This is a genomic window from Streptomyces coacervatus, from assembly GCF_029223485.1.
GTDB lineage: Bacteria > Actinomycetota > Actinomycetes > Streptomycetales > Streptomycetaceae > Streptomyces > Streptomyces coacervatus.
The window spans coordinates 701,062-727,229 of sequence record NZ_JARHTP010000003.1 but is presented as its reverse complement, the minus strand read 5'-3'; the positions used below and the strand labels follow the sequence as shown (position 1 = coordinate 727,229).

Below are 26,168 nucleotides of genomic sequence, written 5' to 3'. Positions count from 1 at the left end.
ATGCGCAGGCCGTACGGGTGAAGTTCAGTACGAGGGGGACGAAGAGTGCAGACGCCGCCAACCCGTCAGACCTGACCCGGCCGACGCCGTGAGTGTCGCTCCCGTCCGGTCACCGCATGACCGGTCCCGTCCTCGCCACCGGCCAGGACAGCCGACCGCCGCACCGGCCATCCACACCCCTGAGCCCCGCCCCGCCCCTCGGACCGGCTTCGGGCCTCGACGGCGGACCCCGCACGACACCGAGTACGAGCAGCAGTACCGATCACCGTCAGGGAGAGCGAGACCCCGCAATGGCCCAGCCGCCCCTCCTCCGCGATGTCATCGACATCAAGAAGAAGATCTCCACTTCGGACTTCGTGCTGTCCCTCGCCGAGGCGACGACACCCGAAGGCGCCCAGCACGCGCTCAAGGACTACGTGGTCACCGAGCGGCTGCTGGAGAACTTCGACGAGGCGCTGGCGCTCATCAAGTCGTCCCTCGACGGGCACCGCTCCAAGGCGGCTTACCTGCACGGCTCGTTCGGTTCCGGTAAGTCGCACTTCATGGCCGTGCTGTACGCGCTGCTCAGCGGCGACCCGGCCGCCCGTGCCCGTACCGAGTTCGACCCGGTGCTGACCAAGCACGAGTGGCTGACCACGGACGGCAAGAAGTTCCTCCTCGTGCCGTACCACATGCTCGGCGCGAAGGCCCTCGAACAGCGGGTGCTCGGCGGGTACGTCACGCATGTCAAGAAAGTGCGCCCGGACGCGTCGACCCCGCAGGTGTACCGGACCGACTCCCTCTTCGCCGACATCCGGGCCAACCGTGCCACCTACGGTGACGAGGCGGTCATCCGTGGCCTGGGCGGCGGCGACGCGGGCGACGGTGAAACGGACGAGTGGGGTGAGGGCTTCGCCTGGACCGCGCAGCTCCTCGACACCGCTCTGGCCGCCGAGGAGAACCACGAGGGGGGCACGCCGCTCAACCTCCGCAACCCCTCCACCCCGGCCGAGCTGCGTGCCAAGCTGGTCAACGACGCCAGCACCAACCTCTTCCCCGGCTTCGCCCAGAACGCCGTCGAGAACGAGCACGGCTTCATCTCCCTGGACGCCGGTCTGTCCGTCATCGCCGAGCACGCCAAGTCGCTCGGCTACGACGGCCTGATCCTGTTTCTGGACGAGCTGATCCTCTGGCTCGCGACCCTCATCCACGAGCAGAAGTTCGTGGCCCGCGAGGCCAGCAAGATCACGAACTTCGTGGAGGGCGGTGACGCCCGACGCGCCATCCCCGTCGTGTCGTTCATCGCCCGTCAGCGCGACCTACGTGAACTCGTCGGCGAAGAGGTGTCCGGCGCGGCCGAAGCCTCCATCCAGGACACCCTGAACCTGGCCTCCGGCCGCTTCGACAAGATCACCCTGGAGGACCGCAATCTCCCGCAGATCGCTCACGCCCGCATCCTCAAGCCGAAGGACGCCGAGGCGGAACGGCTCGTCGAAGCGGCCTTCGAGCAGACCAAGCGGGTCGGCACCCAGGTATGGGACACCCTCCTCGGCTCGGAGAAGGGCACGACCGGTGCCGACGCGGAGTCGTTCCGGCTGACGTACCCGTTCTCGCCGGCGTTCATGGACACCCTCGTCCACATCTCGTCCGCGCTGCAGCGTTCCCGTACCGGTCTGAAGCTCATGGGTCAGCTGCTCGCCGACCACCGCGACGAGATCCGCCTCGGGCAGCTCATCCCCGTCGGCGACCTCTATCCGGTGATCGCGGAGGGCGGCGACAAGCCGTTCACCGACAGCCTGAAGGTCGTCTTCGAGGCCGCCGACAAGCTCTACAAGACCAAGCTGCGGCCCTACCTCCTCAGCTCGTACGACATCACCGAGGACGACGTCAAGCAGTACCGCACCAGGCCCGAGACCATCACCGACGTGCAGCGCGCCAACCGCTGCCGGATGTTCGTCGGCGACAACCGGCTCGTGTGCACCCTGCTGCTGTCCGCGCTCGCGCCCAGCGTGCCCTCCCTGGCGGAACTGACCATCCGGCGGCTCGGCGCGCTCAACCACGGGTCGGTCCTCGCGCCCATCCCGGGCGCCGAGGTCGGCATCATCAAGAACAAGGTCGCCGAGTGGGCGGCCCGGTTCCCCGAGATCAAGGAGACCGGCACCGACGCCAACCCTGGCGTACGGCTGGAGCTGTCCGGTGTCGACGTGGACTCCGTCATCGCCAACGCCCAGGTCAACGACAACCCCGGCAACCGGGTCGCCCTCGCCCGCCGTCTGCTGTCCGAGGAACTGGGCGTCGAACACGGGCAGTTGAGCGATCAGCTCGGCTTCACCTGGCGCGGTACCTCCCGCACCGCCGAGATCGTGTTCGGGAACGTCGCCGACGAGGACGAGCTGCCCGACCACGACCTGATGCCGCAGGAGGAGGGCTGCTGGCGTATCGCCATAGACCTCCCCTACGACGAGGGAGAGTGGGGCCCGGTCGAGGACGTCAACCGCATCCGACGGCTGCGCGAGCGCCAACAGGGCGAACGGTCCCGTATCGTCGCCTGGCTGCCCGCCCACCTGTCCGCGCAGCGCTTCGCCGACTTCCGGCGTCTCGTCGTCATCGACAAAGCCCTCGCCGACGAGCACCGCTTCGACACCCAGTACGCCGGCCACCTCAACGCCGACAACCGCAGTCGCGCCAAGGGCCTCCTCGAAACCCAGCGCGAGGCTCTGCTCAAGCAGGTCAAGGGCGCCTTCAAGCAGGCGTACGGGCTCGCCCAGAAGCAGGCCGCCGACGTCGTGCCCGACTTCGACGACCACCTCGTCCCGCTGCCTGATGTCGACGGCCTCACCCTGTCCATCGGGCAGAGCCTGTACGACGGGATCCGGCACGTCGCGGGCAAGCTGCTCGCCCACCAGTACCCGGCGCACCCCGACCTCGACCCCGACGGCACCGGCACCGCCGTCAAATCCGCCGACACCCGCAAGGTGTTCACCCATGTGCGGGCCGCCGCCGAGGCCCGTGACGGGCGGGTGGAGGTCCCGGCCGGCGACCGCAAGCTCATGCAGCGGATCGCCGGACCCCTGCGCCTCGGGCAGCAGAAGGAGGCGTACTTCGAGCTGTCCCGCTACTGGGCCGACCACTTCCGCCAGCTCGCCAGCGCCCAGGGCAGCACCGGGGACCTGTCCCTGATCACCCTCACCGACTGGACGGACAAGCCCGACCCGCGCGGCCTGCCCGACTTCCTTGCCAGGCTCGTAGTCGCCGCCTTCGCCGAGATGGACGACCGGGTGTGGGTGCGCGGCGGCACCGTACTCGACCCCGCGCCCGAACTGTCCGCGATCAAGGACCATGACGCGCTGCGCAGCCAGCCGCTGCCCGCGGAGTCCGACTGGGACACGGCACGGCTGCGCTTCGAGACGATCTTCGGGCAGAAGGCGCCCGCCCTGCGGCGCGGCCGGATGGTCAACCAGTTCGCCCGCCAGATCATCGAGGCCGCCCGCGCCCACCGGGACCACGCGGCGGACCTGGTGCACCAGTTGGAGGCCCACGCCTCCTTCCTCGGCCTCGACCAGACCGCCGACACCGGACGGCTCGCCCTCGCCCGCCGCTCCCTGCAACTGCTGGACGCGCTCACGGCGGAAGCGGGCAAGGGTGCGGCCGGGGCGAAGAAGACCGTGGAGGCCCTCGCCTCCTTCGACCTGGGCGAGACCAGCGCCGACCGGTACGGGACATCCGTCAAGCAGGCCCGCAGCGTCGCGGAGGCCGTCGCCTCCGCGCCCTGGAGCACCCTCGAACTCGCCGCCGGACTCGGCCCCGAGGGCGCGGCACTGCTCGACTCGCTGCGCAACGTGGCCCGCGACGACCAGCGCACCGCGGACCTGCGCGACGCCCTGGCCCGTACCCAGCGCGAGGTCGTCGCACTGGTGAAACGCAGCCAGGCCGCCGCCCCGCCGCCCGCGCCCGTCGCGCCGCAGCCCACGGCCGACGACTTGTCCCTGAACACACCGACCAGCGACCCGCGCATCCCCTACGCCCCGCCGGAGACACCCGCACCGGCTTCCTCCGGCAGCGGCTCCGCGCGAACGGCCGGTGGTCGCCGTACGACCGCGGCACGTGCCGCCGCCGACCTCCAGGCGGAACTGTCCGAACTGGCCGCACACCACCCCGACGCGACCATCGAGATCACCTGGAAGGTCGTCGAATGACGGACACCGTCGCCGCCGCCCCAGGCGCCGTCCGGCTGAACACCGCGACCGTCACCCAGTACCTGTCCTCGCAGTCCTCGCTCACCGCCTCCCTGACGGGGGATGGCGGGGGCAGGCGCCGGGTCGTGCTGCTGCGGTCCGTACCCCAGTGGGACGGTCCCGCCGAGCCCGCCTGGGGCGAGGGCCGCACGGTCTGCGTCGCGGTGGCGCCGTCACCCCTCGCCGTCCATGAACTCGTTCTCGACCACCTGACGGGCCGGCGCCCTGGCCCCGCGGTCCTGGTCGTCCTGACCGACCGTGAGCAGAACGAACTCGACCCGGCGATCCTCGCCCGCGTCCACAAGCTGCGTATCGATACGGTCGACAGCTGGGACGTCGTGCGGGAGGCGTTCGGCGCGCGACAGATCGACCCGCGTCTCAAGGACATCAACTGGGCTGCCGAGGCGCTGCTCGATGCCACTCCGCCCGGCGGTTGGCCGCCCGTGCCCGGCGGCTGGCTGTCCCGGCAGTACGCCCTCACCGCGCTCGCCCAACGCCGCCTGCGTCTCGGCCGTTACGACACCGAGGGCGGCATGCGGCGCCCCGGTGACGACCGGCTCGACGCGCAGACACTGCTGCACTGGTCGACCCGACCGGGTGCCTCTGAGCGGCTGCTGGGCCTGCGCGGCCCCGAGCGCGCCGGACTGACGGCCTTCCTCGGCGAGGAGGACCAGGCCGGTCTCGCCGGACGCGCCCTGCTCGCCCTCGTGGGCGCCGAGCGCGGCGCGGACGGCGCCGCCTTCGGCCTCGTGTGCGCCGCCCTGTGGCAGCACGCCGAGCCTGCCCCGGAGACCTACCAGGCCCGGGGCCGTGCCGAACGTTACTTCGGTGACCAGCCCCCGGCGGTCGCCGACCAACTCGACGCGCTGGTAACCGCCTTCGGCAGGTCCGCCGAGGAGTACGTGACCACGCTGCTGGCAGTCGGACATCGCAACGGCGGCGCCGACGCCGACCAGGCCCGCGAAGCGCGCCGCACGACCGGCATCGTGCTCGACCGGGCGGCCGTACTGGCGCGCCAATTCGGTGCGGAGGCAGCTGTAGCGGCGAGCCCCGTCCTGCGAGGCGGACTCGAAGCCCGGTTTGCCGCCGTCGGCCAGGCACTTGCGACCGGCGACACGACCGCGGTGACGGAGGCCGTACTGCGCCTGGCGCACCACCGGCTCGCCGGCGATCCGGAGGAGTCGACGCGTATCGAGCGCGCGCGGATGGGACAGCGTCTCGCTCGCTGGCTGGCCACCGACCCGTCCGCCGATGCCCCCTCCGTCGCCGACGCCATAAATCGGCACATCACCGAGACCGGCTGGGCCGACCTCGCCCTTGAGCACATCGAGGCCGGCGGCGACGCGGACCCTGTCCTCAAGGCCGCCTACGACACCTTGGGCACCGGCGTCCGGGACCGGAGGCGGCAGATCGACGCGTCCTTCGCGCGCTCGCTGGCCGGCTGGACGGGGGACGGCACCCCGCCCGGCAGCATGCTCACCGTCGAGACCTTCCTCGGCCGGGTGGTCGCACCTGTCGTCCGGCGAGACGAGGAGCGGCGGGTGCTGCTGCTCGTGCTCGACGGCATGAGTGCGGCCATAGCGAACGAACTCGGCGAGGAACTGCGCCGCTCCTGGGCGGAGTTCGACCCGCTGGCCGAGGACACCCCGCGTCGGCGTGCGATGGCCGCCGCCCTCCCCACCGTGACGGCCGTGTCTCGGACATCGCTCTTCGCGGGCACCCTGATGAAGGGCACCCAGGCCGATGAGAAGCGGCTCTTCCCCGCGCTGAAACTGTGGGGCGGGGCGCCTGCCGTCGTCTTCCACAAGGACGACCTGCGCACCGAGACCGCGGGCGACGCCTTCGGCCCGGCTCTCACGGATGCCCTCAACGACGGCAGGACGCACGTCGCCGTCGTCCTCAACGCCATCGACGACCGCCTCGCCAAGGAACAGAAGCTCGGCGACGGCGCCTGGCGGGTCGACGACGTACCCGGACTGCGCGACCTGCTCCGTGTGGCAGCGGCCCAGGGCATGGCCGTCATCGTCACCAGCGACCACGGCCACGTCGTCGACCGGCACGGCACGAAAGCTGACGCCGCCACCGAACCCGCGTCTGCGCGCCACCGGCTGCCCGGCGGCGGCCCGCTCGGCGAACGGGAGATGGCTCTTTCCGGACCGCGCGTGGTGTGGCCCGAGCCCGGCGCGTCCATCGTCGCGCTCTGGGACGCGGACTCCCGCTACACCGCCCTCAAGGCCGGCTACCACGGCGGGGCCTCCCTCGCCGAGTTCACCATTCCGGTGCTCGCCTTTCTGCCGTTCGGGGCGGAACCGCCCAAGGGCTGGAGGGAGTTGGGGGACCAGCGGCCGGCCTGGTGGGCTCCGGAGGAGACGGGGAGGCCGGTCACGGACGAGCGTGCGGCTCAGACGGCCGGCGCGGCTCCGAAGAAGACCACCGCGAAACCCCGGAAGAAGCAACCCGACCCCGGGACGCTGCCCGACGCCCTCTTCGACGTGGCGCTGACCGCCAAGGGGGACGATGCCCTGGTCACCCCGACCGTCGTGGCGCGGACAGAGGCGCTCGTGACGGCGCTGCTCGACTCGGAGACGTACCAGGGGCAGCTAGACGGCCTGGCCCGCAAGCCGCAGCAGGAACTGGTCCATAAGGCTCTCGCTGCCCTGCTCGACGCGGGTGGCACCCTGCCGGTGACCGCGCTCGCCCAGCGTGCGGGCATGCCCACCACCCGGGGCGACGGTTTCGCCGCGGTGCTGCGGCAGCTCCTCAACTACGACGGCGTACAGGTGCTGGAGACCTTGCCGGACGGGCGCACCCTACGGCTCCATGAGGGGTTGCTGCGCGAACAGTTCGCCCTTCGAGCGGGCTGACGCTGACAGCGTGCGGGATGCCCCCGGCGTTCGCCTGGAGGCACCCCGCACGCGGCACTGTTCCCGAGAGGAAGCAGCCGGCGTTGCCTTCGCCTACCGCTGCGCTGCTTCAGGCCACGAACGCCCGCAGCACCTTCGCGAAGGTCGTCAGCTCGTCGATCATCTCCTGTGGAAGCGGCTTCTCGTCGAAGTGGGCGATCCGGTTGCGGATGTCCTTCACTCGCTTCAGGCGGCCGATGAACTGTTCCCTGGGCATGTTGGGCCACTTCAGGGCTTCCCAGTTGGCGTCGGCGCGTTCGGCCAGCGACGTTTTCGTCTGGTCGCCGTCCAGGAGCTTCAGGTAGTCGCCGAACATGAGGTCGGAGACCTGACCGGTGCGGTGTTCGGGCTTCTTGTTCGTCTGGACGGCCTTGATGGTCTCCTCGTCCAGTGCCGCGCCCAGGCAGCGGCGCAGCAGGGACTCGATCTCCCCGACGATGAAGAAGGGCCGTGCCGCGCCCTCGAAGCGGTCCGTGACGTCCGCGGCGGTGACGATGCCCGAGAGGCAGCCGTCGTCGCCACGGACCAGGAGATAGCCGTGTTCGCGGATGACCGGCAGGGCGGAGAAGAACTCCTGGCGGGTGTCGGCGACCGGAAGCGAGTCCTTCTCCATCGCGTTGTCCAGCGTCGGCGGCTTGCCCGCCTCGTACATCTTGGAGACGGACCCCCACGTGACCACTCCGTGGATCTGCGCCATACCGGTGGTCACCGGGACCTGCGCGAGGCCCTTCGTACGCATCAGGAACGTGGTCTGCGCCAGGGGCGTACCGGGACCGACGGACACCAGGCCGCGCCTCGCTGACGGAATGTCCCCGAGCAGTAGACGCTGCGGCAGGGCGGCCGAGGGCAGGGCCTCCTCCGTCTCGTCCTCCTCCGCGTCGGCGGTGGCGGCCTGCGCGGGGACGGACGCGAGCGGTACCACGTCGACGTTGCTGCGCTGGCCGCAGACGGCGAAGTCCGGCAGCGTCGTCAGCCCGGCGTCCGTGAGTGCCTGAGAGATGCGGTGCACCGTCCGGTGGTCACGGACTCTGACCTGGAACAGGTCGAGGATGTCCTGCACGGGGACGGTCCTGCCCTTGAGCGCGGCGAGGTCCTGCCCGCTCGGCGTGGTCGTCATCGGGCGTCGCCCTCCGCGAGGTCGCGGAGCATGGTCCTCTTGCCCATGGCGGCGTGCACGAGATCCTGCAACTGCTTGGAACGGTCGTTGTAGAACCGTTCGTAGTCGTTGTCCCGAAGCGCCTCCGGATCGATGAGGTGGGTCGCCAACACGTCGTCGAACCACTCGGGGCGCATGTCGGAAGCCGCGACCATGGTGGACAGGTAGGACGACGGTGCCCCGGTCATGTCCATCGCCGCGCGGTAGGACAGAGGGGTCTTGTTCACTATGGAGTTCGTCGGCAGGCCCTGGCTGTTGCCCCGCCGGAACCATGCCTTGGGGAAGATCTGGCGGACATTCACGCTGTACTCGTCCAGCCTGCCGGGGCTGAGCGGGCTGTCCGTGTAGTGCCAGTCGACCGCACCCTGCTTGACCAGCAGGGCGTAGATGCCCTTGTAGGCGGCGCTGTTGCGGGTGGTGAGGCTGTCGAGGCGGTCGGCGAAGAAGAAGGCGTCCGTGACGGTGTCGGGTGCCCGGTCGTCCTGCGCGATCCAAGGGATGAGCTGCTCGACGTCACGGGTGAAGCGGGTCTCGGTGGAGCCGCCGTACATCTCGCCGAGAACCCCGCACCAATACCACTGCTCGGTCTTGTCTTCCGCTCCCAGGCCGTCCAGTGCCGTGTCGAGGATGGCGCGGACGGCCGCGAGCGGGACGAGTTGCGTCTTGTACGGCAGATCGTTCGGGCGGACGATGCACTGCCGATCCAGGAAGTCGCCCACCCAGGCGAAGGCGTCGGCGAGTTTCGGCGCCAGGCGGACGAAGTCGGCCAGCGGGAGGTCCAGCAGATCCCTGCGCTTGCACGACACCGTCGCCCCGGTGCCCGCCTGCTTCCGCTCCCAGGTGCGTACCAGGGCGATGGCCTGCAGGAAGTCGATGCTGCTCAGCCCGTTCTCGACGCTGCCGTCCAGACGGCCGAAGACCGGGTACTTGGCCGCCAGCCCCTGCTTGATCTCTCTCCACACTTCGGGGAGCTGGTAGTAGTCCCCGGTCCGGTCCACGTACTCGCGGTCTCCGGCGTAGGTCGCGGTGAGCAGTTCGAAGACGTTCAGGGGCACACCGCCCGTGTTGACCCGCTCGAACACGGCGCAGACGGCGTCCATGGAGGTGGAGGCGGCCAGCCGGATCATCGGGACCTGGAAGGCACGGATCTGCTGGAGGACCGATTCGTCGAACTGGCCCCACAGATCCCAGTTCTGGTTCTCGTCCGCCTTGATGTACGACATCATCCACTGGTTCACGCGCTGGGCGTCGAAGACGAGGTGCAGAGGGAAGAGACCGGCCGCGCACTCGCCCTCCGTGGTGCTCAGGTCCAGCACCACCGTACGGTTGAAGTCGGTGCGGAGTACCTTGTCCGCCGGGACGGACAGGATGGCCTCGTCGCGGTCCGCGGACGGGCCGACGGCCTTCGCGATGTCGACGTAGTACCACCGCTCGATGGGCTTGCCACGGGCGTCCGCGGTTTCCACCGGGGCGTCGAGCCACAGGGCCTGGAAGAGGGACGTGAGGCGCTGTTGCCCGTCCAGCAGGAGGAGGTCCGCGGCCGGATCCCCGTCCGGGCGTGCTCCGGTGAGCGTCCGGGAGCGGAATCGAGTGGCGCCGCCGGTCTGCAACGTCATCACCACGCCGAGCGGATAGTCCAGCGTCACCGTCGCGATGATGGCGCGGATCCGGTCGTCGTCCCATTTCCAGTTCCGCTGGAAGTCGGGCAACTGTAAGGAGCCCGACGCCACGTCCGCGAGTACGTCCTTCAGTTTCACATTGTCGAGTGCCGCCACGTTCGTCCCACTCCCGCCTTGCGTATGTACGGAGAGTGATTCCAGCAGCGTCTCCGGGTGACCGTCAACCGATTCAACGAAGTGGGTGGCCTCACCACGGTGCCGTGGGAAGCGCGGACCGACCGACGGCCGCTTTCCGGTCCCCGTATGGCCGTGCCCGTGGAAATGGAAGACTGGTTGCCGTGAGCACCACCGGATCCCAGCGCCCCGCACAGGTGAGCGCCGCCCGCCGCCGCACTGTCATCGACGCGCTGCGGCGCGGTGCCGTACCCGACAGCGGACTCGACCTGCTGGCCACCGGGCTCGACCGGTTCGATGCGGCTCTGGACGCGGAACTGGACGCCGTGGCGTCCGGCGGCTCCGTGTTCAAGGCCGTGCGGGGTGAGTACGGGTCCGGCAAGACGTTCTTCACCCGCTGGCTGGGGGAGCGGGCCAAGCGCCGTAACTTCGCCGTGGCCGAGATCCAGGTCTCGGAGAACGAGACCCCACTGCACCGGCTGGAGACGGTCTACCGGCGGCTCACAGAACGGCTCACCACCTCCAGTTTCCCGCCCAGCGCGCTGCGGCCCGTGGTCGACGCCTGGTTCTACGCCTTGGAGGAGGACGCCCTCGCGGCCGGCGCGACCGAGGAGGAGCTTGCGGATGAGGTGGAGAAACTGCTCGTCGCACGGCTCGCCGAAGTCTCCCGGCACGCCCCGTCGTTCGCCACCGCTCTGCGCGGCTACCGGGCCGCCCTCGCGGACGGCGACGAGGCGACCGCTGCGGCCGTCCTGGCGTGGCTCGGCGGCCAGCCGCACGTCGCGGCCTCCGCCCGCAGGACCGCCGGGGTACGCGGCGACCTCGACCACTTCGGCGCGCTCGGATTCCTGCAGGGGCTCCTCACCGTGCTGCGCGACTCCGGGCACACCGGGCTGTTCGTCGTCCTCGACGAGGTGGAGACGCTGCAGCGGGTCCGGTCGGACGCCCGCGACAAGGCGCTCAACGCGCTGCGGCAGCTCATCGACGAGGTGCACTCGGGCCGCTTCCCCGGCCTCTATCTGGTCATCACGGGCACCCCTGCCTTCTACGACGGTCAGCAGGGCGTGCAGCGTCTGGCCCCGCTCGCTCAGCGTCTGGCCACCGACTTCACCACCGACCCGCGCTTCGACAACCCTCGCGCCGTACAGATCAGGCTTCCCGGCTTCAACCAGGAGTCCCTGGTCGGACTCGGTCTCACCATTCGTGACCTGTACGCCGATGCCGCAGAAATGCCCGAGCGCGTGCGGAAGGTCGTCGACGACGCGTATGTCGCCGACCTCGCGGTGGCCGTCGGCGGGGCGTTGGGCGGGAAGGTCGGAGTGGCTCCCCGGCTGTTCCTGAAGAAACTCGTCGGGGACGTGCTCGACCGCGTGGACCAGTTCGACGACTTCGACCCCCGGCAGCACTACCGGCTCACCGTCGCCGGCAGCGAACTCACCGACGTGGAGCGGAACCTGGCCGCCACGGTCTCCGGAGACTCCGCGTCGGCCGATGACATCGACCTGGAGCTGTGATGGCGGACGCGGGACTCCCGGCCGGGAAGGACCAGGGTGACGAGGACGCCGACGTACTGGACCGACTCGACCCCGTCGTCCTGCATCACATCGTCAACACCCTCGGCTGGCCCGATCTGCGTCCCCTGCAGCGTGCGGCGATCACGCCCCTCATGGAGGGACAGGACACCGTACTGTTGGCGCCGACGGCGGGGGGCAAGACCGAGGCGGCCTGCTTCCCCCTGCTGTCGGCGATGACCGAGCACAGGTGGACCGGCAGTTCCGTGCTGTACCTGTGTCCTCTCAAGGCACTTCTCAACAACCTGGTCGTCCGCGTCGACTCCTACGCCCAGTGGCTGGGGCGACGCGCTGCGCTCTGGCACGGTGACACCAAGGAATCGCAACGGCAGCGCATTCGGGCCGAGGCGCCGGACATCCTGCTGACCACGCCCGAGTCGCTCGAAGCGATGCTGATCGGCGTCAAGACCGACCATGCCCGCCTGTTGGGAAGCGTGCGGGCCGTCGTCATCGACGAAGTGCATGCGTTCGCAGGTGATGACCGGGGATGGCACCTGCTCGCCGTGCTCGAACGGTTGGAGCGGGTCAGCGGACGGCCCATCCAGCGCGTCGGGCTCTCGGCAACCGTCGGCAACCCGGCCGAGTTGCTGCACTGGCTGCAAGGCGCGGGCGCCGACAGCCGCACCGGTCAGGTGGTTGCCCCCGGAGTGCACCTGCCGGCCACCGACGGCAGCGGACACAAGGACAGAGCGAATCTCGAACCCTCCAACCGGCCTGCGGGCGAAGTGGAACTCGACTATGTCGGCTCCCTCGACAACGCGGCCAAACTCATCGCGGCGCTGCACAAGGGAGAGAAGCGGCTCGTCTTCTGCGACTCGCGCCGCCAGGTCGAGGAGTTGGGCGCGGCGCTCCGCGCGCGCGAGGTGACCGTCTTCCTGTCCCACGCCTCACTCTCCGTCGATGAACGCACCCGGTCCGAGCAGGCGTTCGCCGAGGCCCGCGACTGCGTCATCGTCTCCACGTCAACCCTCGAGCTCGGCATCGACGTCGGGGACCTGGACCGCGTCATCCAGATCGACTCACCCGCCTCCGTTGCCTCGTTCCTGCAGCGCATCGGCCGCACCGGCCGGCGCTCCGGCACTGTGCGGAACTGTCTGTTCCTCGCCACCCGCAAGGACACACTGCTGCAGGCGGCGGGCCTGTTGCTGCTGTGGTCGCGGGGCTGGGTGGAACCGGTCGTCCCGCCGCCAGAGCCGCGCCACCTGGTGGCCCAGCAACTGCTGGCCGTCACCCTGCAACAGCACAAGCTCGGCGACCGGTTGTGGGACCGGCAGTGGAACGGCCTCGCCCCCTTCGACAAGTCGGCTGCACCCATCCTGCGCTTCCTCACCAATGAGGGCTACCTCGACAGCGACGGTGGGATGCTGTTCGTCGGTCCCGAGGCGGAACGCCGCTTCGGTAAACGGCACTTCATCGAACTGACCGCCTCCTTCACCGCACCGCCGCAGTTCACCGTACTGTCCGGACGCACAGAGATCGGCCGCACCGACCCGAGCGTGCTCACCGAGGAACGCCCCGGCCCCAGGCGGTTGCTCCTCGGCGGACGCAGTTGGCAGGTCACGTACATCGACTGGCTGCGCAAGCGCGTCTTCGTCGAGCCGGCCGACGGCGGTGGAATCGCCAAGTGGATGAACGCCGGCGTCGCCGGACTGTCGTACGCCCTCACGCGTGCCATGCGCGAGGTACTCCTGGGCGCGAACCCACCCGTCTCCCTCACCCGGCGGGCGGAAGCGTGCCTGGCCGAACAGCGCGAGACTGACGCACCTGGCACCGTCCACCCAGGCGGCACGTTGATCACGCGCGTCGGCTCCGATGTCCGTTGGTGGACCTGGGCCGGGTACCGCGCCAACGCCACCCTGGCGGCCACCCTCCAGTCGGTCACCGATCCCCTGCAACGGCCCACCGACAGCTGGCTGCGCCTGCGCGAGAACCTCACCCCGGCCGCCTGGCGTGCAGCCCGTGAGAACGTCGGCGAGAACCTCGTCCTGCCCGACGTGGACCGCCGGGCCGTACGCGGCCTGAAGTTCTCCGCTGCCCTTCCGGAACGCCTCGCCGTGGCCACGGTGGCGGCCCGCTTGGCCGACTTCGAGAGCGCACGATTGGTGCTCGGCGAGTCGGCGCGCTTTCAGTACGACGGCTGAATCGGAAAGCCGCCAAGGCCGCTTCGCTCCGGAAGGTGGGGCTTACGCCCCGCCCAACTGCTCCGTCACCACTGCAACGCGAAGGCGTCTTGGCGGCAGGAGAAGGAGTGTCAAACGAGGGTTACACCGAAATCGCGGCTTTGGAGGCGGTTGGCGGTGTCCATCGTGGTGGCCTTGAGGCCGCGTGCGGAGAGTCGGGATCGGATCGCGTCCGCCTGTCGAGGCCGCGCCCTGACCCCAATAGCGATGAAGCGTCCGTCCGGACCGCTCCAGGGCGGGATGTCGTCTTATGTAGCCATCAAGGTAGCCACACAAGAGTCCTCCTTTGTGCAACGGATGCGCAATGGGGGAGCGTGCTTGGGGCACTTCGAGGGCAGCGAGCACCCCGGCCCCACGCCCAGCAGATCACGCTGCGCGCCGAGCGGACTCCGCAGAGCATGGCGCAGGCGACCAGGCCGAACAGCGTCGGCCAGGTGCGTGACCAGGTGCGCGATGCGCGGGTCGGGGATGCCACGGACCGCCTCCAGCGGTGAGGGCAAGCGCTCGGGTGTGCACAACTCCGTACCAGTGAGGCCGTATTGACCGGCAGGTTGGCGGGAGGCGGGCAGTATGGCATCCGGGCGCGGGCCTCCTTCCAGATCATGCTGAGTGATATCAACGTGATCACGGACGGTCGCGCCCTTCGTCGTTCATCAGTCCCCGCCGCATGGCACGTGTCGTGCAGCGAGCACGCATCACTCCTGCCCCACGGTCATTGCAATTTCATCGTAATTACATCGGCCCCTCTTACTTTCGTCCGCACGGCGCGCTCACGAGGGAGAGGCGGGGGTTCGATGGCGAACTGGTTGGTGCCCGGGTTCACCGAGATCCGGCAGTTGGGCGTCGGAACGACGGGGCGGACAACGCTGGCCCGCGATGACGGGACCGGTGATCTGGTCGCGATCAAGTACCTTTCCGCGCAGCTCACCGACGACCACCGGGTAGTCGAGCGCATCCGGCGGGAAACGGCCCTCGTGACCGGGATACGGGACCCGAACGTCGTACGGATCGACGCGGTGCTCGACTCGCCGGACGGCGGGGGTGTCGCTCTGGTCATGGAGGCCGTGGACGGTCCCACGCTGCGCGCGCTGCTGACCGCGCGGCGCCCGCTGCCCGAGGCCGCGCTGGCGCTGCTGCGCGGTTTGCTGCTCGGCTTGGCCGTCCTGCACGAACGGGGCGTGGTGCACCGGGACGTCAAGCCGGACAACGTCCTCATCGATGCCGCGCGGCAGGGCAGGCTCATCAACATTGGCATCCCCGTGCCGGTCGGTGAGGACGCCGCCGAGGGCACCGCGGTCTACCGGGCGCCGGAATTGTGGCACGGGCGCCCCGCGACACCGGCCTCGGACACCTACGCCGCGGCCGTCACGCTCCTCGAATGCCTGACTGGTGTCGCCCCGTTCCGCGCCGACAGCACGGACGGGCTGCGCGCGCTGCACGAGTCCGCCCCGCCACCGCTGGACGGCGTACCGGAGCCGCTGAGGCCGGTGCTGGAGCGTGCCCTGTCCAAGGACCCGAGTAAGCGGTACGCCGACGCCCGGGCCTTCGCGGTCGACCTGGAGAGCGCCGCCGCTGCCGCGTATGGGCCTGGCTGGCTGGAGCAGGGCGTCCTGGCGCTGACAGACGCGGCCGCCGTGATGACCAGCCCCCTCCCCGGCGCCGGAACGGGGCCCGCGACCCGTAGGCCCGGGTGGGCACGCCTCGACACCCGGCGCAGGAAAGTACTCGCGGCCGTGGTGGGCGCGGTCGTCGTGATCATCGTGGCCGCGCTGCTCATCGACAGCGGAAGCGGCGAACCGGCCGAGGTGCGGGCGCCGTTCGACCAGGCGCTGGCCGCGCTCGCGAAGTCGCCGGGAGTCCGGTACCAGGACCAGAAGACGTACTTCACCTACTTCGATGTCACGGTCACCGCCACCGGTGAGAAGCACGGAAACATGGGCAGCAAGAAGGACGCCTCGGGGAAGAGCGACCAGGCTTTCATGACTATCGGCGGCCGTGACTACGCCAGCTTCAAGAACGACCCCGTGACCCGCGGCTGGAGGTACGACCCGGTCGACGACGCGAAGAACACCTCCCCTGCCCTCAAGCCCTATCTGACCCCGGCCAAGCTGGCCGCGACCCTGAAGGAGGCGCTGGGCGAGAAGCCCCGTCTGCCGAAGGAAGGCGACAAGAAGGCGGCAGCGGTCACCGTCCACGGCGCCCCCGCCTGGAAGGCCGACACGGTGAACGGGTACATCTACGTCACCCAGCGCGCGCCCTACCGCGTGCTGCGCTGGGAGCCGCCGGGCGTGAACACTGTGCACGACGCGGTGAAGGGGTACACCTCGGACGGCCAACTGCCGCGCTCCGTGGAGGCCAAGACGCCGCTGGCCGACTCCCGGGGCATGGACATCACCCCCGTCACCGACGCCGGGACGGTGTACGCCACCGTCATCAAGAACACCAAGGACCTCGCCGACGCGACGACCGGCGCGTCGGTCCAGATCCTGCAGCAGAACGGCGGCGCCAGCGGCGTCCGTTGCAGTTCCTCCGGCTGCCACGTCCATGTGTCGTTCTCCGGGCCGGTGTACAACACCGCCCCCAAGGCTTACGCCCTGGACACGGTCTACATCGAACTCACTGTCGGATCGATCTCCACCGGCGGTCAGCAGGTGGGCGGCTGCAGCAGCGGCCGTCAGCCCTACCAGCTGACCGGAAAGACCCTCACCGGCGAGCTGACCTGCGACAACCCTGACGGCGGCGCCGCCTACGACGCCGCCTCGGCCCGGAGTCAGGCCCGGGCCAACGCCACCGGACACGACCGTTTCTGGGATTACGCGGACGACATCGATCTCGTCGTCCACCCGCTGAGCAGCGCCGAGGTCGACCGGCTGGTCGCCAAGGCGCAGCAGGAACTCAAGTCCTTCGACTGAGGGGAAGGCCCCAGCATGACGTCACCAGGGGAACTCACCCCGAATCCACGGGCCTTGCGGGACGACATCGTCAACGTCGTCGTCGCGAAGCTCGCCCCCGAGGAACTGCCGATGGTCGACGCTCTCCACGGGCTCGACGACGAGGTGGCGCTGAAGCGGCTGACCGAGCGCCCCCGCCGGGACGAACCCCTGGGTTTCGGCCTGGAGGTCGCCGGCGCGCTGCTCACCCCCGTCCTCTGGATCGCCGTGGACGAGGCGGTGCGCCGTATCGTCTCGGCCGCCGAACAGGAGACGCGGACGAGGCTGGTGCGGCGCCGGCCGTTCGGCCGCCGCCGGGACCCGGTGCCCGCCAGCGCCCCCTCGCTCACGCGTCAACAACTGGAGACCGTCGAGCAGGCCGTGCTCGCCGCGGCCCGGCAAGCACGGCTGTCGAGCGAGCGCGGCGAGCGGATCGCCGACGCGGTGGTCAGGCGGCTGGCACTGGCCCAACCAGACGGTGGGCAGAGCGAGTTGCCGACCGGAGGCGATGAGTGAGGGCGAACGGGGCGGGAACCACACAGCGTTTCGTCCTCCTCGTCGTCCTGTTCGTCGCCGGCACGCTGTCCATGCTCTCGGACCTGCTTTTCATGCTGACCGATCCGCGCACCACCCTGGGAGGCTGCGCGTTGGCCGCGGGCTTCAACGACGAACGCAACGACCCGGCCAACGTTCTGGCCCAGGCCACGCCCGCCTACCACGCCTGCGTGGACCACTATGTCGGTCGGTGGAAGTTGCTCTGGCTTCCGCTGATCGCCACCCTCGTCGTGATGCTTCTCGCCCTCCTGCTGTATGTGCTGATCCCCCGCTGGAAGGGACGAAGCTCCCGGGTGGCGGCGTTGCAACAGGCCGATGTCATCGAGTGGTTGACCGACCTGGCGGCCACGAGCGGACTACGCCGGGCCCCTCGCTTCGTGATGGATCCCAACGTGCTGTTCAGCGCGAACGCGGTCGTCTTCGGGCGGCCGGGGCGCTACACCGTCCGGCTGGACCTCGGTCTGGTGAAGCTCTTCCACCAGGACCGCAGCGCGTTCAGGGCGACGCTGCTGCACGAGTTCGCCCACATCCGCAACAGAGACGTCGACATCACCTATCTGACGGTCGCCATCTGGCGCGTGTTCCTGATCGGGGTGCTGATTCCGTTCGTCGCGGTGGACAGTTGGCTGCTGCTCACGGGCGACCCGGCACCCGGCCTGGCGCGCAACCTGGTCCTTGCCGCCTTCATGGTCGTACTGATGTATCTGACCACAGCCGACGTCCTGCGCAGCCGGGAGATCTACGCCGACCTAGACGCGGTCGCGCGGGGCGCCGACGCGACCTACTGGACCCGACACCAGGGACGGCGCCCGGCGCGCCGTAAGGTCGTCTCCCTCCTGCTCACCCATCCCGACTGGGAAGTGCGGGTCGCCGCGCTGGCCGACGCCTCCGCACCTGTCGCGGTCGGCGCGCCGGCCATGGTCCTGACCGGTGTGTCGGTCCAACTCCTCGGCTACCTGATCACTTTCACGCCCGGCCTGAACAACTATCTGCCGGCCTGGCTGGCAGATCCCGGTGTGTGGCCCGCGGCCGCGCTGGCCACCGCCGTGGGGGGCATCGCCGTGTGGCGCGGCGTGGTGCACGCCCGAGGGGGCGGGGCCAGGCCGTCCGGGCTGCGTGCGGGGCTCTGGCTGGGGGCCGGCCAGTTCGGGGGCGAACTCGCCGTCAGCCAGTTCCTGGGAAACCAGTGGGCGCCCGAGTTCCCCGAGGCGTTTCTGCTGCTGTTGCTGCTCGTCGTGCCCGCGGCGGTCCTGTGGTGGACCGCCGGATGCGCCGCGCTGTTCGCCGGTCTGCCGTCCGGCCGGCGCTCGGCAGCCGGAGCGGTGACGCTCGCCGTCACGTGCATGGCGTTCGCCTGGTGGCACGGCGCGTGGCAGGCCGTCGGCACGACCTTCAGCGCCGGCATGCCCTACTCGGCGTCCTCGGCGCTCACCTTCCTCAACGACGGCTTCGCGCCCGCGGACAGACTGACGCCGTCGACCACCTCGCACGTCATCGCGGTCCTGACCGTGGTCGTCGTGTCCCTGGCGAGCAACGGATGGGGCATGTGGCTTACGGCCGGTCTGTGGATCGTTCCGCTGGCCGGTCTCGCCCGGCGCCCGCGGTCGGCCGGTACGGCGTGCAGTCTGCTCTTCGGTGCCGCGGCAGGTATCGGCGTCGTTGCTGTCACGCACCGCGCCCAGGTGTGGATCTGGCACGACCGTCAGCCGTTCGTCCCGAGCGTGACCGTCTACACCGGCTGGCTCTTCGCGGTCCTCCTCTGCGGTGCCGTCGGTGCCGCGCTGGCCGCCGCGTGGGTGAGCCGCGGTGACGCGGCGGCGGCTACGGCCGCGGCGGGCTCCGCCATGGCGATCGGGCTGGCGGTGCTGCTCGTGGTCAACGGGACCGACGGCTGCGTGCGGCCGCTGAACATCGTGCACTCCGGCTGCGAGATCGCCGCCGAGGGCGACTGGCAGGTGCTCACCTTCTTCCTGCCGGAACTGCTCGCGGTCGCGGGGATGGCCACCGTGGCGGCGGCGCTCCCGGTCGCCGTCGCCGTCAGGCTTTCCCTCCGCGTCCGACACCTTCTCGATCGCCCGCGGTCCCCGTGGTGTCGCGACCTCCGCCTCATCGGCACCGTCGCGGCCTGCGGGGTGCTGGCGAGCCTCTGCGCGGCGACCTATGCGGACGTGCGGGCTTCGGGCGGGCGCCTGGACCGGGCCGGCTTCGACCCCTTCATCACGCGGCTTCAGAGGGGCCCGGTGTCGAGCCGGCAGCTCGGCATGCAGATCTGGGCCTGGGGGTACTTCGGCGGGGCGCATCTCATGGGCGACTACGAACGGGCACTGGCGGACATCGACCGCAGCGTCAATCCGGACGGAAGCGTCGACGGTACGGCGATCAGACGCGGCTGCACGGACCTGCTCCGCACGATCGACCGGGCCGAGGCCTACTTCCCGATCCCCGCCTCCGCCGAGCAGTCCGTCTGGTCCGGCGTATTGACCAGCAGCCGTACCTCCGCGCAGGACTGTCTCGGCGCCCTCCCGGTGACGGACTGGAAGGAACTCCGCCCCGTGCTCACGGCGTTGAATCCGCCCGTGGACCCGGTGGCCGCCCTGTTCGACGACCTGGTCGAACTGGCGAAGCCGGCCGGGATGAGACTCAGGACCCGGTGACCTCCTCGGGCACTCCGACGTCCTCGAAGACGGCCAGTGCGTGTCGGCTGAGCAGTTCGGCGGCGGCGCTGTCGGTTCTCCGCCGGATGCGGGCGAGTGCCATGAGGGTGCGGGCCTCGCCGAGGCGGTGGCCGGTCTCGCGGTGGATGATCAGCGCCCGCTCGGCGAGTTCGGCGGCGGTGGCGTGGTCCCGCTCGGACTCGGCTGTCCCGGCCAGGGCGGTCAGGGCCTGGCCCTCCACCACGCGGAAGGAGTGTGCGCGGGCCAGGCGCAAGGCCTGTTCGGCGTGGGCGCGGGCCTCGTCGTGCCCGCCGAGGTGCTGGTGGGTGACGGCGAGGCTCACGAGGGTGTCGGCCTCGCCGCGGCTGAAGGCCGCCTCGCGGGCCAGGGCGAGTGCCTCCTGGTCGGCCCTGAGGGCCCGGTCCGGATGCGCCAGTTCCCGGTGGGCAGCGGCGACCGTGTTGAGGATGCCGGGCATGATCCAGTACCGCTTCGTGTCCCCGACCATGGCCAGGGTTCGCTCGGCCTGTTCCAACCCCTCCTCGTGGCGGCCGAGTTCGACACTGATCTTCGCGAGGCAGTTGAGCATCATCATGCGGCCGTCGCGGTAACCGGCCCTCTTCTCCGAGATGACCGCCGGGCCGAGGAGGTCGAGCCCGTCGGTGAGACGGCCGAGTTCCCAGTACACCCCGCCCAGCACCTGGATGGCCGGGCCGTCGTCCCAGCGGGTGTGCTCCACGTCGAGGCCGAGGGCACTCTCCAGGTGACCGGCGGCCTCGCGCAACCGGCCCAGTTCCCGGCAGACCATACCGAGGCCGACCAGCCCGAACCCTTCGAAGTGGGGATTGCCGGCCGCGTGGAAGAGGCGCAGCCCGGTGGTGAGGTCGTCGTACGCGCTGCTGAGGCGCGCCATGCTCCACTTCGAGAAGGCCCTGAGGCCGAGTGCCGCCGCCTCGCCCGCCACCCAGCCGAGCTCCCGGCTGATGTCCAGCGCGCGGGTGGCGTGCTCCATCGCCTGGCGGACATGCCCCCGGTCCCAGCGGGGCGCCGAGAGGCTGGAGTGCATCGCGGACTGGCCGAACAGGTCGCCTTCGGCCTCGGCCGCCTCCAGTGCCGTCTGCGCGATGGTCTGCCAGGTCTTCCGGGACAGATGGATCCAGAACTGGTTGAACAGCGCCGAGGTCAGGTACCAGGCCACGGGGCGAGGGCCGTGCCGGCCGGCGTGGTCGATGACGGCGAGGAGGTTCGCCCGTTCCGCGTCCAGCCACCGTCCGGGCTCGGCGGCCGACGGCACGCCCGGATGCTCGCCGGGCCGCAGGCTGCCCGGCAGCTCCGGGAACAGGCCGGTCCCCGCAGTGGTGCGAGCGGCGTGCAGATACTAGAGCAGCAGCCGTTCCAGCGCGGCCTCGCGCTCCGCCGCCGCCTCCTCCGCCAGCGCCCGCTCCCCGGCGTACTCGCGAAGAAGGTCGTGGAACCGGTACCGGCCCGCCGTCACCGGCTCGATCAGATGTGCCGCGGCCAACGCGCCGAGCAGCCGACGGGCCCGCGACAGCGGGGTATCAAGGAAGGCCGCCGCTACTTCGGCGGTGAAATCCGCTCCCGGGAACAGGCCGAGCAGCCGGAACAGCCTGCGTTCGCCTGGCGCCAGGGCACCGTACGACACCGAGAAGGCCGTCCGCAGCGGAGAGCCGACGTCGCCGTCCGGCTCCAATGCGTCCAGCCGGTTGCCCTCGGCCATCTCGGCGACGAGGTCGGCCGTCCGCAGCGCCGGATCGCCCGCCAGCCTCGCGGCGGCCACGCGCAGGGCCAGGGGAAGGCTGCCGCACAGCCGAATCAGTTCGTCGACCGCGGGTTTGTCCTCGTCGACCCGGTGCGCGCCGAGGGTCCGGCTGAGCAGGGCGCGGGCCGCGTCCGGCTGGAGGAGGTCCAGGGGCAAGGGGTGGGCGCCGTCGAGGGCGACGAGGCCGCCGAGGCGGTTGCGGCTGGTGACGAGGACACAGCAGTTGGGGGCGGCGGGGAGCAGCGGTCGTACCTGATCGGCCGAGGCCGCGTTGTCCAGGATGACGAGGACCCGCCGGCCGGCCAGCAGGGTGCGGAACACGCGGGCCTGGGCCTCGTGGTCCGGAGGGATCTCCGAGGCGGCGAGGCCCAGGCCGGTCAGCAGCAGTTCGAGGGCTTCGCGCGGTTCGAGGGGGCGCCGGTCGTGGTCGAAGCCGTGCAGGTTGACGTAGAGCTGGCCGTCCGGGAAGCGGTCGCGGACTCGGTGAGCCCAGTGCACGGCCAGCGCGGTCTTGCCGATGCCGGCGGCGCCGCCGATGGCGGAGATGACGACGGTGTTCGCCGAGCCCTCGTGCTCCGGCTCGGGTGTCAGCAGGGCGTGAAGCCGCGCGAGTTCGTCGGTCCGCCCCGCGAAACCCGGGGCGTCGTGCGGGAGTTCGGCGGGGACGGCGACCTCTCGCGGTGCGGGCGTCGGAGGGGGCGGCAGCAGGAAGGCATCGTCCTGGTGCAGCAACGCCTCGTGCACCCGGCGCAGTTCCTCACCGGGGTCGGCGCCAAGTTCGTCGCGCAGGCGTATGCGCACTTCCTCGTAGGCGGTGAGCGCCTCCGCCTGGCGTCCACGTCCGTACAGGGCCCGGATGCGCAGCGCCGTCAGCGACTCGTCGTACAGGTCGGCCACCGACGCGGACGGCCCACCGAGTTCGTCGAGGGCGTCGCCGAAACGGCCCAGCAGGACAAGGCACTTGAGCCGCTCCAGCCGGAGCGTGCGCCGGTGTTCCTCCAGCCGTTGCCGCTCCGCCCGCGCGAACGGTCCCGGCAGGTTGGCCAGCGGCTCGCCCCGGAACAGCCCGACGGCGGCGGCCAGTTGGCCTGCGGCGGCGGCCAGATCTCCGGACGCGACGGTGCGCAGCGCCGCACGGCCCCGCTCCTCCAGCTCCGCCGTGTCGATCCGGACATCGTCGACGACGAAGCGGTACCAGCCCTTGCCACTGCGGATCACCGACTTCGCGGGCGGTGTTCCTTCCGGATCAAGCGTCCTGCGCAGGGAGTTGACATGCGTGGGCAGCACTCCGACACCGCTGGCGGGCAACTCCGATCCCCACACCGCATCGAGCAGCCGCTCATGACTCACCACGGCTCCTTGGCTCAGCAGCAGCGCGGTCAGCACAGCCTGCCGTTTGGCCGGCCCCAGCTCCAGCGGCGCCGCGCCACGCCGGGCCCGTAACGGCCCGAGCACCTCGAATCGAAGCGGCTCAGGAGATCCCCCGTCCACAGCCAAGCCTCCACCCCGTACAACATCGGAATTCCATCAGCATTGCAGCACCCCCGGCCATGGTGAGGGACGGACATCGCACAACCCGCACAACCAGGGAGTTCGCGGGAGCGAAGTGGGGTCGGCGGCCTCCGCGTTCGCCATGGGCGGCGTCGGGACTGACCAGCACTTCGCATGGAGTCGCCCACGACCCCCACACCGCGCCGGGGGAGGCAGTCCACGGACGGACCGCCAGTTGCGGCGGCTACGGCGTACGGGCTTGGATGCCTACGAATCGGCCCCCGACGCCTGAAAGACCCGGCTGCTCCAGGTTCCTGGCCGGGCCGGAACCGGGCGAGGAAATCCTCGGGCTGCGCGTCGAACCGGTCACCCCGACTCTCGTGAGTCGTCGAATGGCCCTGTCGTCGCCTGCAGGGGCTGGTTGGCCCGGACTGGCGTTAACGGTCTGAAGTAGTTCAGGCACGGGTTTCGTGAAGTCGATCAAGGGCCGTCACGGTCTGTGTTCGATGGCCAGGATTTGTACTGACGGCCGTGCCGTGCAGCCTCGGTCGGACAGAATGCTGGACATGACGACTTGAAGAGCACCGGCCGGGCGGCAGCACTGGCGCAAGGTCGGGAGCGGCTGGTCGGTTCTGGACGGTGAACGCCGGATCTGTGCCACATGCGGGGCGCCCGTCCGCTCGTACCAGTTACGCTTTTATCCGCCCGAGTCCTCCATGTTCGAGCGCTGCATCGGTTTCGCTTGGTGCTCAACTTGCAGGATCTACTCCGGAAACATGGTTCACATCCCGCGGAAGCGGGTTCTGGTCGATGCCCTCGCATCCCTTCCCCCTGAGCAACGCGAGCGGTTGGTACGTTCGGAGACGGGACTGATCGAGTTCCTGGATCGTCGGTTCCGAGGCGGGGAAGGGCAGCCCTGACCGGGCACGCGCTCCTGAATGTCGATCAAGAGCTCTTCACCCCGGTCCGTGGCTGGCGGCTGGCGGCGATCAGGAGGAGACGTTTGCGCAGCAGCGGTGACTTTGCTCGGCCGAACATGCTTCGTTTGAGCGCCTTGAGGTCGTTGACGCGGCCCTCGACCGGGCCGGACGACGAGTCGGTGCTCATGCCGTAGACGACGGCGTCGAGGTCGGGAAGCAGCCCGGCGGCGAAGCCGGCCAGGCCAGCCACTTCGTCCGCGCAGACATCGGCGATCCAATGGCGCAGCTTGTCTCCTTCGCGGTTGGTCATGATGGTCGCCAAGGCGCGGACGTGGCCTGCGGCTGCCGTGAGCTCGGGTGAGCGCGCGAGCAGTGTCTTGAGCTGCTGCTGGTCGTCCTGCCCCTGGCAGCGGGCCAGACCATGGAGGTAACCGCGGCCCGCCATACGTACGTCGACCGGGTCGTACAACCCTTGGGCAGCGTCACGATGACCGCCGTACGAGCGCCCAGGCCGCGCGCCACAGGGATCGCGACTCTTCCAGGAACGGAAGGTCGACCGTGAACCCCAGGAAGAGTGCCTCGTGGAGTGCTTGCCTGTCGCGGCGCACTCGCCATCCCGGCTCCAATTTTATTGGTCCTCATCCTCTTCGGCGGCGAATTCTACTAGTGCCGAACGGGTGTGATGGAATATCAGAAATCCATTACCCGTCACATGGCCCGAAATATCAGAGCTGTTGCATCGCAAGCTGTTGGAACAGTCGAAACCCGGCAGTTCAACGAAGATCAACATGAAGTTGACCACCTCTTTAATCGGGGCTAATGTCTTGGCGACCGAGCAAGTCTCCACAGGGGGAAACATGCGCAAAATGCGCGCTGTCGTGATGGCAGGCGTATCTGCCGCCACCGTTTTTACCGTCGGTACTTCTCCGGCTCTGGCGGCCGATGATTTTCCGTCCGATTATGCGGGCGAAGCCCTCGCTGATGATGTAGTTATCGAGGATGTTCCGGGGGTGCCAGTAACGCCCGAAGAGGAAAATCTCGTGAAGGTGCCGCTCACGCGTTCCGCCACGGGCAGCGGTGCCGTCGATTCGTTCAGTTACACTGTCGGTGGCGCGACGATCAACGTGCCCACCGGTTGTTTCCTGACCCATTCAATCAAGGGGTCCGGCAAGAAGATCAGCAGTCAGATAGCTGGTGTGGACTGCGTGGGCCTCGCGGCCATCGGTACCCGTTTCTGCAACACTCGGCTGGAGTTTCACTATGCCGACACCGCGGGCAAGACCTACAAGATCATGCGCGGTCCGCTGAACACTACGTGCAAGACCGGTACTGTCCCCACGTACAAGATCGGGGCGCGTGAGCTCCCCAAGTACGGCAAGGCATGCGCCCAGCTTTTCGTCAACGGAAAGCGACGCGCGGTGCAGTGCCACTTCATTACGAAGTAGTAGATGATGGAAAGCATGACGTACACCTCCCGTAATTGGTGGATCGAGATGGTGATTTTCGTCTCGGTAACGGCAGTATGCGCCGCGCTCCTAGTGTTGCTGTGGATCTTGTCTCCTGGCAGTCACGGGGCGAACGCGAGCCTGTGGGGTTTTGTTCTGCCCGGCGCCGTCGTCGGGTTGTGGGCGGCGAGGCGTTATCGCCGACGCCACATCTCTTGACGTGGTGTCCAAGAAGGGGCAGATCCAGGCGTGATGCTCACGTTGAGCGCACGCATCACACCTGACACGCACCACTGTCCGGGAAGCTGGTCTGCAAAAGCTGAGCGCCTCCCACGCTTTGTAGCCGGGCCTCCCGTTTGAGAGGCCCGGCTTCGCGCTGGGGTGCCTTGTCGGAGGGTGCGGCCGGCTGACTCGGGGCCGATAACCAGTCGACGTAGAGGTCGAGCAGTGCGGCGTCCAAGAGGCGGCAGGAGACGTCGGCATAGGCCAGGGCGCGAGGTGCGTGCGTTCTCACGCGGCGAGGTGAGCAACTTGCCTGCGGGAATGCCCTGATGGACCGTTTGCCCGAGTCTGCAC

General features: G+C 69.6%; 14 protein-coding genes. 9 read left to right on the top strand and 5 right to left on the bottom strand.

Annotated features, from left to right (window positions below; translation table 11 throughout):
- Nucleotides 1–290: 290 nt before the first annotated feature.
- Together pglY and pglZ are read left to right on the top strand one after the other, a co-directional pair.
- Nucleotides 291–4,175, top strand: a complete 3,885-nt coding sequence (pglY, locus tag P2Q00_RS10720) for a BREX-2 system ATPase PglY (protein ID WP_275771800.1) — start codon at nucleotides 291–293, stop codon at nucleotides 4,173–4,175.
- Entirely contained in the window at nucleotides 4,172–7,078 is a 2,907-nt protein-coding gene (gene pglZ / locus P2Q00_RS10715) for a BREX-2 system phosphatase PglZ (RefSeq protein WP_275771798.1), read from the top strand. Before pglY ends, pglZ begins: the two co-directional genes overlap by 4 nt.
- A gap of 109 nt (nucleotides 7,079–7,187) precedes the next feature.
- Here pglZ and P2Q00_RS10710 read toward each other — a convergent pair whose 3' ends face one another.
- Together P2Q00_RS10710 and P2Q00_RS10705 are read right to left on the bottom strand one after the other, a co-directional pair.
- Nucleotides 7,188–8,234 (bottom strand): CBS domain-containing protein, encoded by a 1,047-nt coding sequence (locus P2Q00_RS10710; protein ID WP_275771796.1) that lies wholly within the window; start codon nucleotides 8,232–8,234, stop codon nucleotides 7,188–7,190.
- Nucleotides 8,231–10,048 (bottom strand): DUF262 domain-containing protein, encoded by a 1,818-nt coding sequence (locus P2Q00_RS10705; RefSeq protein WP_275771794.1) that lies wholly within the window; start codon nucleotides 10,046–10,048, stop codon nucleotides 8,231–8,233. The genes P2Q00_RS10710 and P2Q00_RS10705 overlap by 4 nt, the downstream gene beginning before the upstream one ends.
- A gap of 182 nt (nucleotides 10,049–10,230) precedes the next feature.
- Here P2Q00_RS10705 and brxD point away from each other — a divergent pair, with 182 nt between their 5' ends.
- The 6 genes from brxD (at nucleotide 10,231) to P2Q00_RS10675 (ending at nucleotide 19,956) form a co-directional block, all read left to right on the top strand.
- The gene (gene brxD / locus P2Q00_RS10700; protein ID WP_275771793.1) at nucleotides 10,231–11,580 is read left to right on the top strand and encodes a BREX system ATP-binding protein BrxD; all 1,350 of its coding nucleotides are present in this window, start codon (nucleotides 10,231–10,233) and stop codon (nucleotides 11,578–11,580) included.
- A complete protein-coding gene (locus P2Q00_RS10695) occupies nucleotides 11,580–13,778 on the top strand; it encodes a DEAD/DEAH box helicase (RefSeq protein WP_275771792.1) in 2,199 nt (732 codons plus the stop codon). Before brxD ends, P2Q00_RS10695 begins: the two co-directional genes overlap by 1 nt.
- 353 nt (nucleotides 13,779–14,131) lie before the next feature.
- Nucleotides 14,132–14,311, top strand: a complete 180-nt coding sequence (locus tag P2Q00_RS10690) for a hypothetical protein (protein ID WP_275771791.1) — start codon at nucleotides 14,132–14,134, stop codon at nucleotides 14,309–14,311.
- Between the two features lie 300 nt (nucleotides 14,312–14,611).
- Complete coding sequence (locus P2Q00_RS10685) at nucleotides 14,612–16,729, top strand: serine/threonine-protein kinase (protein ID WP_275771790.1); 2,118 nt, start codon at nucleotides 14,612–14,614, stop codon at nucleotides 16,727–16,729.
- Nucleotides 16,730–16,744: 15 nt separating this feature from the next.
- Complete coding sequence (locus P2Q00_RS10680; protein ID WP_275771788.1) at nucleotides 16,745–17,263, top strand: hypothetical protein; 519 nt, start codon at nucleotides 16,745–16,747, stop codon at nucleotides 17,261–17,263.
- Entirely contained in the window at nucleotides 17,260–19,956 is a 2,697-nt protein-coding gene (locus P2Q00_RS10675; protein WP_275771786.1) for a M48 family metallopeptidase, read from the top strand. The genes P2Q00_RS10680 and P2Q00_RS10675 overlap by 4 nt, the downstream gene beginning before the upstream one ends.
- Here the strand turns inward: P2Q00_RS10675 and P2Q00_RS10670 are convergent.
- The 3 genes from P2Q00_RS10670 to P2Q00_RS10660 all read right to left on the bottom strand — a co-directional run bounded on the left by P2Q00_RS10670 (nucleotide 19,943) and on the right by P2Q00_RS10660 (nucleotide 24,616).
- The gene (locus P2Q00_RS10670; protein WP_275771783.1) at nucleotides 19,943–21,250 is read right to left on the bottom strand and encodes a tetratricopeptide repeat protein; all 1,308 of its coding nucleotides are present in this window, start codon (nucleotides 21,248–21,250) and stop codon (nucleotides 19,943–19,945) included. The two genes, P2Q00_RS10675 and P2Q00_RS10670, sit on opposite strands and share 14 nt — an antisense overlap.
- An 84-nt stretch (nucleotides 21,251–21,334) precedes the next feature.
- Entirely contained in the window at nucleotides 21,335–23,227 is a 1,893-nt protein-coding gene (locus tag P2Q00_RS10665; protein WP_275771781.1) for an AfsR/SARP family transcriptional regulator, read from the bottom strand.
- A 945-nt stretch (nucleotides 23,228–24,172) separates the two neighbouring features.
- Nucleotides 24,173–24,616 carry a hypothetical protein gene (locus P2Q00_RS10660; RefSeq protein WP_275771886.1) on the bottom strand — a complete coding sequence of 148 codons (444 nt, stop codon included), beginning with the start codon at nucleotides 24,614–24,616 and terminating at the stop codon, nucleotides 24,173–24,175.
- Between the two features lie 265 nt (nucleotides 24,617–24,881).
- On the opposite strand from P2Q00_RS10660, the gene P2Q00_RS10655 reads away from it, so the two are divergent.
- Nucleotides 24,882–25,592 (top strand): hypothetical protein, encoded by a 711-nt coding sequence (locus tag P2Q00_RS10655; RefSeq protein ID WP_275771779.1) that lies wholly within the window; start codon nucleotides 24,882–24,884, stop codon nucleotides 25,590–25,592.
- Nucleotides 25,593–26,168: the final 576 nt, after the last annotated feature.